Source organism: Mycobacterium sp. IDUB_21 (genome assembly GCF_055419425.1).
In genome coordinates this window covers 14875-31788 of the sequence record NZ_JBVAXQ010000021.1, presented here as the reverse complement: position 1 = coordinate 31788, position 16914 = coordinate 14875, and the positions used below count along the sequence as shown (strand labels likewise).

Annotated in this window: 14 protein-coding genes and 1 tRNA gene; 10 read left to right on the top strand and 5 right to left on the bottom strand. The window is 67.6% G+C overall.

Going from position 1 to position 16914, the window contains the following annotated elements:
- Window positions 1-38: 38 nt before the first annotated feature.
- Both ACZYY4_RS22255 and ACZYY4_RS22250 read left to right on the top strand, forming a co-directional pair.
- On the top strand, window positions 39-935 hold the full coding sequence (locus tag ACZYY4_RS22255; protein ID WP_463812226.1) for an LLM class flavin-dependent oxidoreductase: 897 nt from the start codon (window positions 39-41) through the stop codon (window positions 933-935).
- Window positions 936-1074: 139 nt separating this feature from the next.
- Window positions 1075-2520: a DUF4185 domain-containing protein gene (locus tag ACZYY4_RS22250; protein ID WP_463812225.1), complete on the top strand. Its 1446-nt coding sequence runs from the start codon at window positions 1075-1077 to the stop codon at window positions 2518-2520.
- 13 nt (window positions 2521-2533) lie between these two features.
- On the opposite strand, the gene ACZYY4_RS22245 is transcribed toward ACZYY4_RS22250, so the two are convergent.
- From ACZYY4_RS22245 to ACZYY4_RS22230, 4 genes are all read right to left on the bottom strand, one after another.
- A complete protein-coding gene (locus ACZYY4_RS22245; RefSeq protein ID WP_463812224.1) occupies window positions 2534-3628 on the bottom strand; it encodes a PPE family protein in 1095 nt (364 codons plus the stop codon).
- Between the two features lie 15 nt (window positions 3629-3643).
- Window positions 3644-4774 (bottom strand): PPE family protein, encoded by a 1131-nt coding sequence (locus ACZYY4_RS22240; protein WP_463812223.1) that lies wholly within the window; start codon window positions 4772-4774, stop codon window positions 3644-3646.
- 446 nt (window positions 4775-5220) lie between these two features.
- A complete protein-coding gene (locus ACZYY4_RS22235; protein ID WP_463812222.1) occupies window positions 5221-6138 on the bottom strand; it encodes an LLM class F420-dependent oxidoreductase in 918 nt (305 codons plus the stop codon).
- A 94-nt stretch (window positions 6139-6232) separates the two neighbouring features.
- The gene (locus tag ACZYY4_RS22230; RefSeq protein ID WP_463812221.1) at window positions 6233-7003 is read right to left on the bottom strand and encodes an emopamil-binding protein; all 771 of its coding nucleotides are present in this window, start codon (window positions 7001-7003) and stop codon (window positions 6233-6235) included.
- Window positions 7004-7163: 160 nt separating this feature from the next.
- Between ACZYY4_RS22230 and ACZYY4_RS22225 the strand changes: the two genes are divergently transcribed.
- Window positions 7164-7445 carry a type II toxin-antitoxin system RelE/ParE family toxin gene (locus ACZYY4_RS22225; RefSeq protein ID WP_463812220.1) on the top strand — a complete coding sequence of 94 codons (282 nt, stop codon included), beginning with the start codon at window positions 7164-7166 and terminating at the stop codon, window positions 7443-7445.
- A gap of 13 nt (window positions 7446-7458) precedes the next feature.
- The gene (locus ACZYY4_RS22220) at window positions 7459-7755 is read left to right on the top strand and encodes a HigA family addiction module antitoxin (protein WP_463812219.1); all 297 of its coding nucleotides are present in this window, start codon (window positions 7459-7461) and stop codon (window positions 7753-7755) included.
- A 190-nt stretch (window positions 7756-7945) separates the two neighbouring features.
- Here the strand turns inward: ACZYY4_RS22220 and ACZYY4_RS22215 are convergent.
- Window positions 7946-8018 (bottom strand) — tRNA-Arg (locus ACZYY4_RS22215).
- Between the two features lie 113 nt (window positions 8019-8131).
- Here ACZYY4_RS22215 and argS point away from each other — a divergent pair.
- From argS to rho, 6 genes are all read left to right on the top strand, one after another.
- The gene (gene argS / locus ACZYY4_RS22210; RefSeq protein WP_463812218.1) at window positions 8132-9784 is read left to right on the top strand and encodes an arginine--tRNA ligase; all 1653 of its coding nucleotides are present in this window, start codon (window positions 8132-8134) and stop codon (window positions 9782-9784) included.
- Between the two features lie 50 nt (window positions 9785-9834).
- A complete protein-coding gene (lysA, locus tag ACZYY4_RS22205; protein WP_463812244.1) occupies window positions 9835-11199 on the top strand; it encodes a diaminopimelate decarboxylase in 1365 nt (454 codons plus the stop codon).
- A 2-nt stretch (window positions 11200-11201) separates the two neighbouring features.
- Window positions 11202-12536, top strand: a complete 1335-nt coding sequence (locus tag ACZYY4_RS22200) for a homoserine dehydrogenase (RefSeq protein ID WP_463812217.1) — start codon at window positions 11202-11204, stop codon at window positions 12534-12536.
- Window positions 12533-13615 (top strand): threonine synthase, encoded by a 1083-nt coding sequence (gene thrC, locus ACZYY4_RS22195; protein WP_463812216.1) that lies wholly within the window; start codon window positions 12533-12535, stop codon window positions 13613-13615. The genes ACZYY4_RS22200 and thrC overlap by 4 nt, the downstream gene beginning before the upstream one ends.
- The gene (gene thrB, locus ACZYY4_RS22190) at window positions 13615-14574 is read left to right on the top strand and encodes a homoserine kinase (RefSeq protein WP_463812215.1); all 960 of its coding nucleotides are present in this window, start codon (window positions 13615-13617) and stop codon (window positions 14572-14574) included. Before thrC ends, thrB begins: the two co-directional genes overlap by 1 nt.
- Window positions 14575-14838: 264 nt before the next feature.
- Window positions 14839-16854, top strand: coding sequence for a transcription termination factor Rho (rho, locus tag ACZYY4_RS22185; RefSeq protein ID WP_463812214.1), 2016 nt, complete (start codon window positions 14839-14841; stop codon window positions 16852-16854).
- Window positions 16855-16914: the final 60 nt, after the last annotated feature.

Here is a 16914-nt window from a genome sequence, read left to right as displayed (position 1 = left end):
TGTCGGTCCCGGCCGTCGTCCATGCCACAATCGCGGGCATGCAGGTGGGAATGACCATGCCGGTGATGGAGCCCGATCTGGACGCGACGCTGCTGCGGGACTGGGCGCGCGCCGTCGACGAGGGGCCGTTCTCGTCGCTGAGTTGGGGAGAGCGGATCGCCTTCACCAACCCCGACAGCCTGACGCTGCTGGGGGCGGTGGCGGCATGGACCGAGCGGGTGCGCCTGGTGACGACGGTCATCGTCCCGCAACTGCACGATCCGGTCATGCTGGCCAAGGCACTGGCCACCGCGGATCTGCTGAGCGGCGGGCGGCTCACCGTCGGCATCGGGGTGGGTGGCCGGCATGAGGACTACCGCGCCGCCGGTGCGGATCCGGCGACACAGACCATGCGGGAGATGGCCGAGCGGGTCGCGATCATGAAACGCGTGTGGGCGGGGGAGAAGCTCACCGAGTCGGTGCTGCCGGTCGGCCCGGCGCCGACGCAACCCGGCGGACCACGACTGGTGGTCGGCACCATCGGCCCCAAGACCGTGCGCAGCGCCGCCACCTGGGCCGAGGGTTTGGCCGGCATCACGATGGACCTCGATGTGGCCAGGCAGAACGAGTTGTTCGACGTCGCCCGGCAGGCGTGGCGGCAGGCCGGCAAAGCCGAGCCGTATCTGGCGTCCTCATTCTGGTTCGCGTTGGGTGAGCGCGACGCCGCGCGCAACCAGGTGCGCGAGCATCTGCTGCGCTACATGAACTGGATTCCCGCCGAATACGTCGAGGCGATGGCCCCGACCACCGGCTGGGCGGGCAGCGAGGAAGAGCTTCTCGACGTGCTGCGCAGCTTCGAAGCGGTGGGGGCCGACGAAATCCACCTGATTCCCACGAGTTCCGACCGTGACCAGCTGCGACGCGCGGCGGAGGTGGTCGCCGAGTTCAGCCGCTGAGGCGTCCCGACCGCCCGACGCAAGCCGTTGCGACACGGTTACGGAAGCGTCTCTATCAACATCTCGCTGGCCACAACCGCCTCACCAGCCACTATCGTCACAGCAGGCGAGGCCCATGGCGGTCCCGGAAAGGTGTGACATGTCGGCGACGCGTCGAATCGTTTCGGCGGCGATGGTGCCGGCGGTCGTTCTCGGGATGGTGCTCGTGACCGAGTTCGCCCCGCCGGCCATGGCGGCGACGTGCAACGCGCCCGAGGCCAATATCGACCCGCCGCCCGGCTCGCCGAGCACCGGTACCGGCCAGCTGCCGATCGGGCAGCGGCCCCGCGGCGCCAACGACAGCGCGCCGCTGCCCAAACTGGGCCCGCTGATCGCCGCGCTGATCAACCCGAACGGCACGATCAAACAGCAGGCGGCAGTGGTGCCGGCCGTCCCGAACCCGGGCGCGCAGGCTGTCCCGAACGCGGCTCAACCCGTTCAGCCCGTTCCGAACGCCGGAGCAGATCCGGGCCTGTCGACCGCCGACGCCGCCGGTGCGATCGCCGGCTCCCAGACCTCCCTGGTGGAATGGGTGACCGGTCCCAACAGCCCCAACCAAACTCTGCAGCGCTTCGGCATCTCCGGCACCGACCTCGGGATCCCTTGGGACAACGGCGATCCCGCCAACCGGCAGATCCTCATGGCCTTCGGCGACACCTTCGGTTACTGCAAGATGCAGGGCAAGCAGTGGCGTCAAAACGTGCTGTTCCGGACCCAGGACAACAATCTGGCCGACGGGATCACCGTCGGGCCCGGTGCGGTCGGCAACAGGTACTCGGGTTCACCACTGCGGCAAGCGAATTTCTCCAAGCAGATCCTGCCGGCCGTGCGTCTGTCGCCCACCCAAGAGGGCATGATTCCCACCGCCGGAATCGGGATCGCCGGCAATCAGTACATGAATTTCATGTCGATCAAAAACTGGGGACGCGACGGGGAATGGTCCACCAACTACTCGGCGATCGCGGTGTCCAACGACAACGGCGAATCCTGGGGGGTCTATCCGGGGACGGTGCGTTCGTCGTCGCCGGAAAACGTTCCCCGGGCACACTTTGTCCCCGGTAACGAGAAATTCCAGCAGGGCGCGTTCCTGCGCGGGGGCGACGGCTTCCTGTACTCCTACGGAACCCCCGCCGGCCGCGGCGGCCCGGCGTTCCTGTCGCGGGTGCCCGAACGCGCCGTCCCCGACGTCACCAAGTACCAGTACTGGAGCGCGTCGGAGGCCGGCGGGGGCTGGGTGCCGAACAACCCGGCCGCGGCCACCCCGGTGATCCCCGGACCGGTGGGCGAGATGTCGGTGCAGTACAACTCCTACCTCAGGCAGTACCTGGCCCTGTACGGCAACGGCGGCAACGATGTCGTGGCCCGCACCGCACCGACACCACAGGGGCCGTGGAGCGGCGAACAGACGCTGATCTCCTCCGGGCAGATGCCCGGCGGCATCTACGCGCCCTACCTGCACCCGTGGTCGACGGGCAAAGAGGTGTACTTCACGTTGTCGCTGTGGAACGCCTACGACGTGATGCTGATGCGCACCGTGCTGGGTTGAGCGGCCGGGTGCATCAGCCACCCACCGCCGGCCGCGGCATCCGGTAGCGCCTGTCACGCATCCGCAACACCGGGTATCCCTTCCGGCCGGCGCCCAACGCCCGCACCGGCCCGGCCCCGGCGGGGGCGAGGTGCGCTCGCCGGGACGACGCGGGGCGTTCCTCCTGGGCAGCCAGGGGATGTGTCGCCGCGGCCAGCTGCGCCTGCTGCACGGTCGAACCGGCGGGCGACGCCGGCCAACTGGGCGGCACCGACAACCCGCCCACCGGCGCGGCCTCGCCGACACCGGCCAGCACCATCGCACGTGCAGCGGGACCGAATTCCCCGGCCGCAACCGCCGCTGCCGGGACCTTGGCGGCGGCCGAGCTGGCGGCGGGAATCAGCGCCATGATGTAGTTGCCCATCTGCCCGGCCGTGCGGAGGGAATCGGCGGCGAATCGCGCCGGGTTGGTCAGGGTGTTGAAGATGCCGACACCGCTGACCGTCGAAGACATCATCCCAGTCAACGGGCCAGACGGCGTCGCCGTAGCAGTGGCAGTTGCTTGGGCGACGGCAGCACTCTGGCCGGATTGCCCTGTCGCACTGGTGGTTTGCTGAGGCTGTTGGAACGGCGTCAGCGTGGAGGCGGCCGACGAGACCGCCGCGTAGGCATACATCGCGGTGGCGTCCTGGGCCCACATCGTGGCGTAGGCGGCTTCCGTCGCGGCGATCGCCGCGGTGTTCTGCCCGAAGAAGTTGGTGGCGACCAGGGTCGCCAGCTGAATCCGGTTGGCGGCGACGGCCGGCGGCGGCACGGTCGCGGCGAAGGCCGCTTCGTAGCCGGCCGCTGCGGCGCGGGCCTGATCGGCGGTCTGTTCGGCCAGCGTCGCGGTGGCCGACGCCCAGGCGACATACGGTGTCGCGGCGGCGACCATCGCCTCCGCGGAGCCGCCCGACCAGGTCTGGCCCAGCAGTTCGGACAGAGTCGAGGAATAACCGGTTGCGAATGATTCCAGTTGCCAGGCCAACGCGTCCCATGCCGACGCCGCGGCCAGCATCGGTCCCGATCCAGGGCCCGAATACATCAGGGTCGAATTGACCTCGGGTGGAAGCATCCCGAAATCCAACATGGATTGTCCCGCCGATTATCCGCCGACGGACGGTCGCGGCATGGCGAAGCGTTTCGGGCCGACCCGCAGCATGCTGCTGACGGTGGACCGCCCGCCTCCGCCGGCCGCTGCTCCCATGGCAGCAGCCGGTGCAGCGCCCATCATGCCGCTGGCCGGAGCCTCTTCCCAGGAGCCGGTTTCGGCCAGCTCGGTCTCGGAGAGAAACAGCGGCTCCTCGGTGGCTGCAGCGATCGGCGCAGTGTCGGCCCAGGCTTTCGGCACGGACAGCTGACCGATCGGTGAGGCACTGCCCATGCTCGCCGCCGCGGTGCTGCGCACCAGGGAAGGGCCGGCCTGGACCGCCGAGGCCATACCGGCGGCGGGAAGGATGGCGGGAATCGCGGCGGCCGCCGCCTTCGGCGCCGCACCGCTGACCGCCTTGGCCAGCGCGGTGAAGAAGCTTCCCGCGTTGGTCACGGTGCGGCTCATGGCGGTGGCGAAACCGACCGGGCCGCTCAGCGTGTTGAAGTTGCTCGCCCCGTCGATCACACCGTCAGCCACCGACTGTCCGGTCTGCGAGGCCGCGGCATTGCCGAGGGCTGCCGCCGGCGCGAGTGCCTGGCTGGTAGCCGCAGCGGAGTTGGTGGTCTGCGGTGGCTCGTGGAACGGGGCCAGCTGAGTGGCGGTGTATGCCGAGGTCGCGTAACCGTGCATGGCCGCGGCGTCTTGAGCCCACATCTGGGCGTAGGCGGCTTCGAGGGCTGCGATCAGTGAGGTGTTCTGCCCGAAGAGGTTGGTTGCCACCAGGTTTTGCAACTGGGTGCGGTTGGTGGTGACGACGGTCGGTGGAACCGTTGCGGCGCGGGCAGATTCGTATGCGGCCGCAGCGGCCCGGGTCTGAGTGGCAGCCTGCTCGGCCTGGGTTGCCGTCTGCGACACCCAGGCCATGTACGGGGTGGCAGCAGCCAGCATCGCCTGCGAAGAAGCGCCAGTCCATCCCTCGTCCTGCAACCCGGTGAGCGTGGATGAGTAGCCGAGTGCGAACGCATTCAGCTGCCCGCTCAACGCATCCCACGCCGCGGCCGACGCCAGCAGCGGGCCGGAACCGGGGCCGGTATACATCTGCGTCGAGATGACCTCGGGTGGCAGAATCCCGAAATCCAGCATCAGCGGAGCCTTTCCTCGATCGCATCAGGCGATGCGCGGCCGTTGAGATCGGCAGGCGAGGTCTAAGTGGGCAACCGAAAAGGGTTGCGGCCTACCGAATTGATTCGTGGCGGTTCTGCGCTGGGCGACATCGCCCGGTTCCGCCGGCGGACCCGAGTTCGCATTCCAACCGTGTTGTCATGGGATTCGGATACTCGCTTTTCGATAGTGCGTTCTGGTTAGCCACGACGTTAGACGCGGACTGCGCAAAACCCTGCCCGGCATTTGCGCCACCGCGTCGGCCCAGGCAGTCCAGCGGCCCGGCCTGCCGGGCCGCCGAACCTCTCCGCCTGATCGGCTGAGCCGTCGCTACCTGCATGAATGCTGTGACATGCAGTCGATGGACTAACCCTGCGTGACGGTCTTGTGCGCTGCCGCGAGGTTAAAAATCAGCCTGCGAAAAAGCGTCAGGCGTCGATCACCGAACGCAACGCGGCGCCGACGTCAGCGATTACCCCGGGCGTGTAGCCGGGGATATTCATGGTCACTCCGCCGACGCCGGCATCGAGCACCTTGGTTTTGATCTGCTCGGCGATCGATTCGGGGCTGCCGGCCACCATTCGCTGGCTCATCTCGGCGGGGATCTGATCGGCGCTGACGTTCTGGCCGGCCAGCGCGGTGAGCAACATGGTGGTTTCCAGGGTGGCGGGATCGCGGTCGACTTCTTCGCAACTGCGCCGCACGGCATCCATCTTCGCGGGCAGCTCATCGAAACCGGTGATCAGGTTGAGGTGGTCGAAGTGGCGCGCCGCGAGCGGGATCGTCTTCTTCTCTCCACTGCCGCCGATCAGCAGCGGAATGTGGTCGCGGAAGCGGGGTTCGGCCATCGCCTCGCTGGAGCGGTACCACTTGCCCTCGAAGGTCGGCCGCTCACCCTTGAGCATCGGCAGGATGATCTGCAATGCCTCGTCGAGCCGGTTGAACCGGTCGGTGAAGGTGCCGAACTCGTAACCCAACTGGTCGTGTTCGAGCTCGAACCAGCCGGTGCCGATGCCCAGCACCGCCCGCCCGGCGCTGATGACGTCCAGGGTGGTGATGATCTTGGCCAGCAGGGCCGGGTTGCGGTAGGTGTTGCCGGTGACCAGCGTGCCCAGCTGGACCCGTTCGGTCGCGGTCGCCAGTGCGCCCAACGCCGTGTAGGCCTCGAGCATCGGCTGGTCGGGGGAGCCCAGCATGGGCAGTTGGTAGAAGTGGTCCATCAGGAACACCACGTCGAACCCGGCGGCCTCGGCCTCCTGGGCCTGCGCGATGACGGTGGGGAACAGCTTTGAAACGTCGGTGCCGTAAGAGAAGTCTGGGATCTGGAAGCCAAGGCGAATTGTCACCCGATCGACCCTAGGGGCTGCGGGGACGTCACCGTGGCGATTTACGCTGGGCGCGAAGCGGGAACATTTGGCTCGACGATGCGTGTCGACGCCGCTAACCGCCGTCGTGCACGCCCGCCCGTCGGGTCAGGTGGTCGATCTGCAGATAGGTCGCATAGATCACCAATGGCGGCAGCACGATGAACGGCACGTTCTCGCCGATGAACTTGAACCAGAAGCCCCAGCTGCCTTGCCCGATGTCGGCGAACCCCGCGCCCACCTCACTGAGGAAGTAGACCGCGGTACTGCTCATCAGCACCGAGATGCCGATCAGCACCACCCAGAGGCAGCGGATCCGGGACTCCAGCGGCAGCGTGGAGCGCAGCAGCTTGGTCCACATCACGAAGACGGTGATGCCGGTGCTGACCCCGACCACTTCGAGAGCGAACACCCACGGATTGCCGCTGACGTAGCGGGTGTCGGCCAGACCGTACTGCCACCACAGCCACTTGAAGCCCGGATCGTCGGTGGGAGCCCACCAGCCCAGCGGCTGACCGATCAGGAACATCAGCTCGTAGCCGATCTGGCTGGCCGCGGTGAACGGGATGTAGAACAAAGTCAGCTCGGCGGCCCGGTCCAGTCGGGTGCGATGCTCGTCCGGCGCATCCCAGAGGATCACGAACGGCAGCAGCATTACCGGGATTCCGAAGATCATGTTGGCGATCACGTCCACCGAGAAGCTGGCCGGAATGATGCGCAGACTGACCGCGATGGTCAGCAGCGCGAACATGCCCAGGACGAACAGGGCTACGCCGGTATAGATGCGCAGCCGGTGCGGGGCCCAGGGCCGGGCGAAGTCGGTCTCATGGTCCTGCACGGCAGTCATCGTCGCCCTTCGCGGCACAATCTCAACTACTTGTTATCCCGCGGCAGCCTATCCCGACGTGCTGGTGAAAACCACCGTCATCACAGGACAACGACCCCGAAAAACGGCTCATCCGTGCTCCCGATTGACGATAGTAACGTACAACGTTAGTATTGGATGCGTGATCCGCTCGTTCGGGGACAGCGACACCCAGAAGGTTTGGGAGTTGCGGTGCCCGAAGGGGATCAGCACCGGGCTTGCCAAGGCGGCGCGTCGCAAGATGCAGATTCTCGACGCGGCGGAGAACATCAACGATTTACGCGTTCCACCGGGTAACCGGCTGGAGAAGCTACATGCGCCCCGCGCGGGTCAGCACAGCATCCGTGTCAACGACCAGTACCGCATCTGCTTCGCCTGGAGCAACGGCGGTGCCGATGATGTCGAGCTGACCGACTACCACTGAGAGGAAGGACATCATGGCTGATTTTGAGCCCACCCACCCCGGCGAGATTCTCGCCGAAGAGTTCCTCGCGCCGATGGGGATCACCCCCTACCGGCTGGCCCAGGAGATCGGCGTGCCGCAGACCCGTCTGAGCGAGATCATCCGTGGGCGGCGGGGCATCACCGCCGACACGGGCCTGCGGCTATCGCGGGCGCTGGGCGTGTCCGACATGTTCTGGATCAACCTGCAGGCGCGTTACGACGCCGATCTGGTCCGCGCCGCGAGAGGTTCGGAGTTGGACGGTATTCACCCGATCGCGGTCGCGGGCTAATCGGCACGCGGGCCACGCTGGCATCTCGGTCGCGATAACCGCACCCGACGGACGACATCATCGAGGCCTTCAAGGCGCTGCGAGTGCGACCTGAGACCGGGTGACACCGATTAAAAAGCTGATGTGTCACTTTGTGTCACATTCGGGATCTGACACGTTCGGTTGAGTGGCATATCGCCTGGTCAGAGAGTGCCCCCGGCAGGATTCGAACCTGCGGCCTTCTGCTCCGGAGGCAGACGCTCTATCCCCTGAGCTACGGGGGCGCATGCAGTGATGCTGCGCCAAGTGGGCTTCGACAGACTAACGCATCACGGCCCAGGCTAAAGAACCGGACAGATTCGGGTCCTGACCACGTCAGACCCTAGGATGGGGCCTCGTGACCCCCGCCGATCTGGCCGAATTGCTCAAGACCACCGCAGCCGCGGTGTTGGCCGAGCACGACCTGGACCCCGCCGCGCTGCCCGCGACGGTGGCTGTGGAGCGCCCGCGCAACCCCGAACACGGCGACTACGCCACCAACCTGGCGTTGCAGCTGGGTAAGAAGGTCGGCGTCAACCCGCGTGAGCTGGCCGGTTGGCTGGCCGAGGCGCTGGCCAACGCCGACGGGATCGCCTCGGCCGACACCGCCGGTCCCGGCTTCGTCAACATCCGCCTCGACGCCTCGGCGCAGGGCGTCGTGGTCGCCAACGTCATCGACGCCGGCCAGAACTACGGCCACTCCCAAGAGTTCGCTCGCCTCAACGTCAACCTGGAGTTCGTCTCGGCCAACCCCACCGGCCCCATCCACATCGGCGGAACCCGCTGGGCCGCGGTCGGTGACGCGCTGGGCCGGTTGCTGTCCACCCAGGGGGCCGCGGTCACCCGCGAGTACTACTTCAACGACCACGGCGCCCAGATCGATCGGTTCGCCAATTCGCTGATCGCCGCCGCCAAGGGCGAGCCGGCCCCCGAGGACGGCTACGCCGGCGCCTACATCGCCGAGATCGCCGCGGCGGTGCAGGCCAAGGCCCCCGACGTGATGAGTGCCCCCAAAGAGCAGGCCCAGGAGACGTTCCGGAAGATCGGCGTGGACCTGATGTTCACCCACATCAAGGCTTCGCTGCACGAGTTCGGCACCGACTTCGACGTCTTCACCCACGAAGACTCGATGCACACCTCCGGCCGCGTCGAGCAGGCCATCGAGCGGCTGCGCGCAGAAGACAACATCTACGAAAAGGACGGCGCCACCTGGCTGCGCACCAGCGCCTACGGCGACGACAAAGACCGCGTCGTGATCAAGAGCGACGGCAAACCCGCCTACATCGCCGGGGACCTGGCCTACTACCTGGACAAGCGTGAGCGCGGCTTCAACTTGTGCATCTACATGCTCGGCGCCGATCACCACGGCTACATCGCCCGGCTCAAGGCCGCCGCGGCCGCCTTCGGCGACGATCCGGCTACCGTCGAGGTACTGATCGGCCAGATGGTCAACCTGGTGCGCGATGGCCAGCCGGTCAAGATGAGCAAGCGCGCCGGCACCGTCATCACCCTCGACGACCTGGTCGAGGCCATCGGTGTGGACGCCGCCCGCTACAGCCTGACCCGTTCCTCGGTGGACTCCCCGATCGACATCGACTTGGAGCTGTGGTCCTCGGCGAGCAACGAAAACCCGGTCTACTACGTGCAATACGCCCACGCCCGGCTCTGTGCGCTGGCTCGCAATGCCGCCGAACTCGGGATGAGTCTCGACACGACCAACCTCGGGCTGCTCAGCCATGACAAAGAGGGCACGCTGATCCGCAGCCTGGGGGAGTTCCCCAGGGTGCTCAAAACCGCTGCCGCGCTGCGTGAACCGCATCGTGTCTGTCGTTATCTGGAAGACCTCGCCGGTGACTACCACCGGTTCTACGACAGCTGTCGGGTGCTGCCGCAGGGCGACGAGCAGCCCAACGACCTGAACACCGCCCGGCTGGCGCTGTGCCAGGCCACCCGGCAGGTGATCGCCAACGGGCTGAGCATTCTCGGCGTGAGCGCACCGGAGCGGATGTGAACGTCCACCCCGCCGGGCCGCGTCACGCCGAGGAGATCCACCACGACGGCCTGCCGCCGCGGCCGCAAACCCCGCAGCAACTGCTGGAGCTGGCGCCGAATGTGTGGCCGCGCAACGCCGTTCGCGGCGACGACGGGGTGGTGCAGATTGCCGGAGTGGCAGTCACCGACCTGGCGGAGCAGTACGGCACCCCGCTGTTCGTCATCGACGAGGACGACTTCCGCGGCCGCTGCCGCGAGATCGCCGAGGCGTTCGGCGGGGGCGAGAACGTGCACTACGCCGCCAAGGCGTTCCTGTGCAGCGAGATAGCCCGCTGGATCGACCAGGAGGGCCTCTGCCTGGATGTCGCCACCGGCGGCGAACTGGCCGTCGCACTGCGCGCCGGTTTCCCCGCGCAACGGATCACGTTGCACGGCAACAACAAATCGGTCGCAGAACTGACGACCGCGGTCAACGCCGGGGTCGGTCACATCGTGCTGGACTCGACGATCGAGATCGACCGCCTCGATGCGGTGGCCGCGGCGGCCGGGACCGTGCAGGACGTAATGGTGCGGGTCACCGTGGGCGTGGAGGCGCACACCCACGAATTCATCTCGACCGCCCACGAAGACCAGAAGTTCGGGTTGTCGCTGGCCAGTGGTGCGGCGCTCGATGCGATCAGGCGCGTTTTCGCGACCGATCATCTGCGCCTGGTGGGCCTGCACAGCCACATCGGGTCGCAGATCTTCGACGTCGCCGGCTTCGAGTTGGCCGCTCACCGGGTCATCGGGCTGCTGCGGGATGTGGTCGCCGAGTTCGGTGTGGACAAAACCGCGCAGCTGTCGGTCATCGACCTGGGCGGGGGATTGGGCATCTCCTATCTGCCGCAGGATGACCCGCCGCCGATGGCCGAGGTCGCCGCGAAGCTCACCGCGATCGTGCGCGACGAGTCCGCCGCTGTCGGCCTGCCGACACCGACCCTGGTCGTCGAACCCGGCCGGGCAATCGCCGGCCCGGGCACCGTCACGCTCTATGAGGTCGGCACCGTCAAAGACGTCGCAGTCAGCGCCACCGCCCAGCGCCGCTACGTCAGCGTCGACGGCGGCATGAGCGACAACATCCGTCCCGCGCTCTACGACGCGCACTACGACGTCCGATTGGTTTCGCGCACTGGTGAGGCGCCCCCGGTGCTGGCCCGCATCGTCGGCAAGCACTGCGAGACCGGCGACATCATCGTCCGCGACACCTGGGTACCCGAGGACGCGGTCCCCGGTGACCTGATCGCCGTGGCCGCCACCGGCGCTTACTGCTACTCGATGTCGAGCCGCTACAACATGGTCACCCGCCCGGCGGTGGTGGCGGTGCGTGACGGGAAGGCTCGCCTTATGCTGCGCCGGGAAACCGTCGATGACCTGATCAGCCTGGAGGTGATTTAAGGATGTCCGATGCGAATGTTCCTGCGAGTCCCGTGGGTGTCGCCGTCCTGGGACTGGGCAACGTCGGCAGCGAAGTCGTCCGAATCCTCGAGGCCAGCGCCGATGACCTGGCTGCGCGCATCGGTGCTCCACTGGTGCTGCGCGGCATCGGGGTGCGCCGGGTGGCAGCCGATCGGGGCGTGCCGGTCGAACTGCTCACCGACGACATCGACAGCCTGGTGTCGCGCAGTGACGTCGACATCGTGGTGGAGTTGATGGGCCCGGTCGAGCCGGCCCGCAAGGCGATCCTGTCGGCGATCAAGCACGGCAAGTCCGTCGTCACCGCCAACAAGGCCCTGCTGTCACGGTCCACCGGTGAGCTGGCCGAGGCCGCCGAGATGGCGCGCGTGGATATGTACTTCGAGGCCAGTGTCGCCGGTGCGATCCCGGTGATCCGGCCCTTGACCCAGTCCCTGGCCGGCGACACCGTGCTGCGGGTGGCCGGCATCGTCAACGGCACCACCAACTACATTCTGTCCGAAATGGACTCCACCGGCGCCGACTACGCCAGCGCGCTGGCCGACGCGAGTGCGCTGGGCTACGCCGAAGCCGACCCGACCGCCGACGTGGAGGGCTACGACGCCGCCGCCAAGGCCGCGATCCTGGCGTCGATCGCCTTCCACACCCGGGTGACCGCCGACGACGTCTACCGCGAGGGCATCACCAACATCACCCCCGAGGACTCCACCGCGGCGCGTGCGCTGGGTTGCACGATCAAACTGCTGGCGATCTGCGAGCGCATCACCACCCGTGATAGCCAACAGCGGATTTCGGCGCGGGTCTACCCGGCGCTGGTGCCGCTGACCCACCCGCTGGCCACCGTGAACGGTGCATTCAACGCCGTGGTGGTCGAGGCGGAGGCAGCCGGCCGGCTGATGTTCTACGGGCAGGGCGCCGGCGGTGCACCGACCGCCTCGGCGGTCATGGGCGACCTGGTGATGGCCGCCCGCAACCGGGTGCAGGGCGGCCGCGGACCACGCGAGTCCAAGTACGCTCAGCTGACCATCGCGCCGATCGGCGATGTCCAGACCCGCTACTACGTGAGCATGGACGTCGCCGACAAGCCGGGTGTGTTAGCCACGGTGGCAGCCGAATTCGCCGCCCACGAGGTGAGCATCGCCGAGGTGCGCCAGGAAGGCGTGACCGACGAAGAGGGCCAACTGATCGGCGCCCGGATCGTGGTGGTCACCCACCGGGCCACCGAATCGGCGCTGTCGAAAACCGTTGCGGCGCTGGCTGAACTGGATGCGGTCCAGCAGGTCGCCAGCGTGCTACGACTGGAAGGAACAGACCAGTGAGCTCCACCCGGACACCGATCCATCAGCCTTGGCCCGGCTTGATCGGCGCCTACCGCGATCGGCTTCCGATCGGAGACGACTGGACACCGATCACGTTGCACGAGGGCGGCACCCCGCTGATCCACGCCAAACGGATCTCCGAACAGACCGGGTGCACGGTTCACCTGAAGGTGGAGGGACTCAACCCGACCGGTTCGTTCAAGGACCGCGGCATGACGATGGCGGTCACCGACGCAGTGGCCCGCGGCCAGCAGGTGGTGCTGTGCGCCTCGACCGGAAACACCTCGGCATCGGCGGCGGCCTACGCCGCGCGGGCCGGCATCACCTGCGCGGTGCTGATCCCGCAGGGCAAGATCGCAATGGGCAAGCTGGCGCAGGCGGTCATGCACGGCGCCAAGATCATCCAGATCGACGGCAACTTCGACGACTGTCTGGAGCTGGCCCGCAAGATGGCCACCGACTTCCCGACCATTTCACTGGTGAACTCGGTGAACCCGGTGCGCATCGAAGGCCAGAAGACCGCGGCGTTCGAGATCGTCGACGCACTGGGCACCGCACCCGACATCCACTCGTTGCCCGTCGGCAATGCCGGCAACATCACCGCGTATTGGAAGGGCTACCGCGAGTACCACGCCGACGGCTTGATAGAGACGCTGCCGAAGATGCTGGGCACGCAGGCCGCCGGCGCGGCGCCGCTGGTGCTCGGTGAGCCGGTCAAAAACCCGGAGACCATCGCCACCGCGATCCGCATCGGCTCGCCGGCGTCCTGGACCCAGGCCGTCGAAGCGCAGGTGGATTCTGGTGGCCGTTTCCTGGCCGCCACCGATGACGAGATTCTGGCCGCCTACCACCTGGTGGCGCAGTCCGAGGGAGTCTTCGTGGAGCCGGCGTCGGCGGCCAGTATCGCCGGGCTGCTCAAGTCGGTGGAGGACGGCTGGGTGCCACGCGGCTCGACCGTGGTGTGCACCGTCACCGGGAACGGGCTCAAGGACCCCGACACCGCGCTGCGCGACTTGCCCGAAGTCACCGCGGTTCCCGTCGACGCGGCCACCGTGGTCGCGGAGTTGGGGCTGGCCTAGTGGTCCAACTGTTGCCGACCGGGTTGACGGCCAGCGTCGCGGTGGCGGCATCGAGCGCCAACCTTGGCCCGGGCTTCGACAGTCTCGGTCTGGCGTTGGGGCTCTATGACGAGGTCATCGTCGAGACGGCTGAAGTTCCTGGGTCCGGCCTGGTGGTGCAGGTCGACGGGGAAGGCGCCGGTCAGGTTCCGCTGACGTCGGAACACCTTGTGGTCCAAGGTATCCGGCGTGGACTTCGGGAAGTCGGCGTCGACGTCCCCGGAATGGTGGTGCGCTGCCGCAACGCCATCCCGCACCAGCGTGGGCTGGGCTCGTCCGCGGCCGCGGTGGTCGGTGGCTTGGCCGCGGTCAACGGACTCGTCGCACAACTCGACCGGCCCGGGTTGTCGGAATCCCAATTGATCCAGCTGGCTTCGGAGTTCGAGGGCCACCCCGACAACGCCGCCGCTGCCGTGCTGGGCGGGGCGGTGGTTTCCTGGACCGTGAACAAGGCCGACGGCGGCGGGGCCGACTATTCGGCGGTGCCGTTGCGGCTGCACCCCGACATCCATCTGTTCCCGGCGATACCGCAGCTGCGTTCGTCGACCGCGGAGACGCGCATGCTGCTGCCCGAACAGGTCAGCCACCGCGACGCCCGATTCAATGTCAGTCGCGCCGCGCTGCTGGTGGTGGCGTTGACCGAGCGGCCCGACCTGCTGCTGGCGGCGACCGAGGACCTGCTGCACCAGCCGCAACGCGCCGCCGCGCAGCCCGAGTCGGCGCAGTACCTGCAACTGCTGCGCCGGCACGGAATCGCAGCCGTACTGTCCGGTGCCGGGCCGGCGGTGATCGCGCTGAGCACCGCGGCCGAACTGCCAGCTGAGGTGCTTGAGGCCCCGGCGGCGCGTGGGTTCAGTGTGGCTGAGATGCGTGTCGGCGACGCAGTCAAGTGGAACTCCGGGGTAGTGGTGCCCGGTTGAGGCACGCCGCGCCGCATTTGTTGCGCACGGCCCCGAAGCGGGCTATCCTCGGTTCCGTCCCGCATTCGCGGCATCAGCATCTGAATTAGATTGTGATGTCACTGGGATGCCACCAAATTCTTCCCGTAGCTGACGGCTTGCGATTTGACGCCGTCGATATGGGTATCACCGTTAATACAGTCGACGGTGACACGCACTCGGCGATTCCGCTGGATGCAACCAACCCCTCGCGTGACAAAACCGACGAGGGAAGAAAGGAAATCCGTGACCGAAACGGACCTCTTCACGGCTGAAGGCAGCACCGGACAGGATTCGCTGTCGACCCCCCAGAGCGCTCCCGAGTCCCCGAGTCAGGGTGCCCCGGGGGACTCCGGCACCGGCGGTGACACCGCCGCGTCGGCCCCCGAAGTCACCACCGAGTCCGCTCCCGCCGCGACACCGGACAACGGTGCCGCAATCACCACCCCGGAACCCTCGTTGTCAGCGATGGTGCTGCCCGAGCTGCGGGCGCTGGCCAACCGCGTCGGCGTCAAAGGCGCCTCCGGGATGCGCAAAAGTGAGCTGATCGCCGCAATCCGCGAGGTCGGCGACGGCGGCAATGGCGGTAACGGCGGCAAGGCTGCCGAGGCCCCGAACGCCGAGGCGCCCTCGAACGGAGTGGCCGTCGGTGCCGAGCCCGCCCGGGCCGAGACCACCGAGACCGGGACCACCGAGACCGGGGCTACTGAGACCGGGACCACTGAGACCGGGGCCACCGAAGCACCGCCGCGTCGCGAACGGCGCAGCGCCAGCCGCGGAACCGGTGCACCCGCCGCAGACGGGGGAGAGCCGGACAAGGGCGAGCCCGGCAAGCAAGGCGAAGCCCGCAAGCAAGACAAACAGGACAAGCAGGACCGGCCCGACGAGAAGGCCGAGCAGTCCGGGGGTCGCCGCGACGGTGCCAGGTCCGAGGACGCTGCTGCGGCCAAGGGCGACGAGCAGAACCGGGGCCAACAGGGCCAGCAGAACTCCGACGACGATGACGGACGCGGGGGCCGGCGCGGCCGACGCTTCCGCGACCGGCGCCGCCGTGGCGAACGGGGCGGCGAAGGCGGAAGCGGCGGCGGCGAAGCCGAGCTGCGCGAGGACGACGTCGTGCAGCCGGTGGCCGGCATCCTCGACGTGCTCGACAACTACGCGTTCGTCCGCACCTCCGGCTACCTGGCCGGACCCAACGACGTCTACGTGTCGATGAACATGGTCCGCAAGAACGGGCTGCGCCGCGGCGATGCGGTCACCGGCGCCGTGCGGGTGGCCAGAGAGGGAGATGGCGGCGACAAGAATCCGCGGCAGAAGTTCAACCCGCTGGTGCGACTCGACTCCGTCAACGGCGGTCCGGTCGAAGACGCCAAGAATCGTCCCGATTTCAACAAGTTGACCCCGTTGTACCCCAACCAGCGGCTGCGGTTGGAGACCTCGGGCGAGAAGCTGACCACCCGGGTCATCGACCTGATCATGCCGATCGGCAAGGGGCAGCGCGCGCTGATCGTGTCACCGCCCAAGGCCGGTAAGACCACGATCATGCAGGACATCGCCAACGCGATCACCCGCAACAACCCCGAATGCCACCTGATGGTGGTGCTGGTCGACGAGCGGCCCGAAGAAGTCACCGACATGCAGCGCTCGGTCAAGGGTGAGGTCATCGCCTCCACCTTCGACCGGCCGCCGTCGGACCACACGCAGGCCGCCGAGCTGGCCATCGAGCGGGCCAAGCGCCTGGTCGAGCAGGGCAAGGACGTCATCGTGCTGCTGGACTCGATCACCCGGCTGGGTCGCGCCTACAACAACGCCTCGCCGGCGTCGGGCCGCATCCTGTCCGGTGGTGTGGACTCCACCGCGCTCTACCCGCCCAAGCGCTTCCTGGGCGCGGCCCGCAACATCGAGGACGGCGGCTCACTGACCATCATCGCCACCGCGATGGTGGAGACCGGGTCCACCGGTGACACGGTGATCTTCGAGGAGTTCAAGGGCACCGGCAACGCCGAGCTCAAGCTGGACCGCAAGATCGCTGAGCGTCGGGTGTTCCCGGCGGTCGACGTCAACCCGTCGGGCACCCGCAAGGACGAGCTGCTGCTCTCGCCGGATGAGTTCGCGATCGTGCACAAGCTGCGTCGCCTGCTCTCGGGGCTGGATTCGCATCAGGCCATCGACCTGTTGATGAGCCAGCTGCGTAAGACCAAGAACAACTACGAGTTCCTGGTCCAGGTCTCCAAGACCACGCCCGGCATGGACAACGACTGACGGACCCCGCCTGAACCCGGCGGAATGCGCACGACCCCGCCGGCGTTTTGGGGGAGGCTG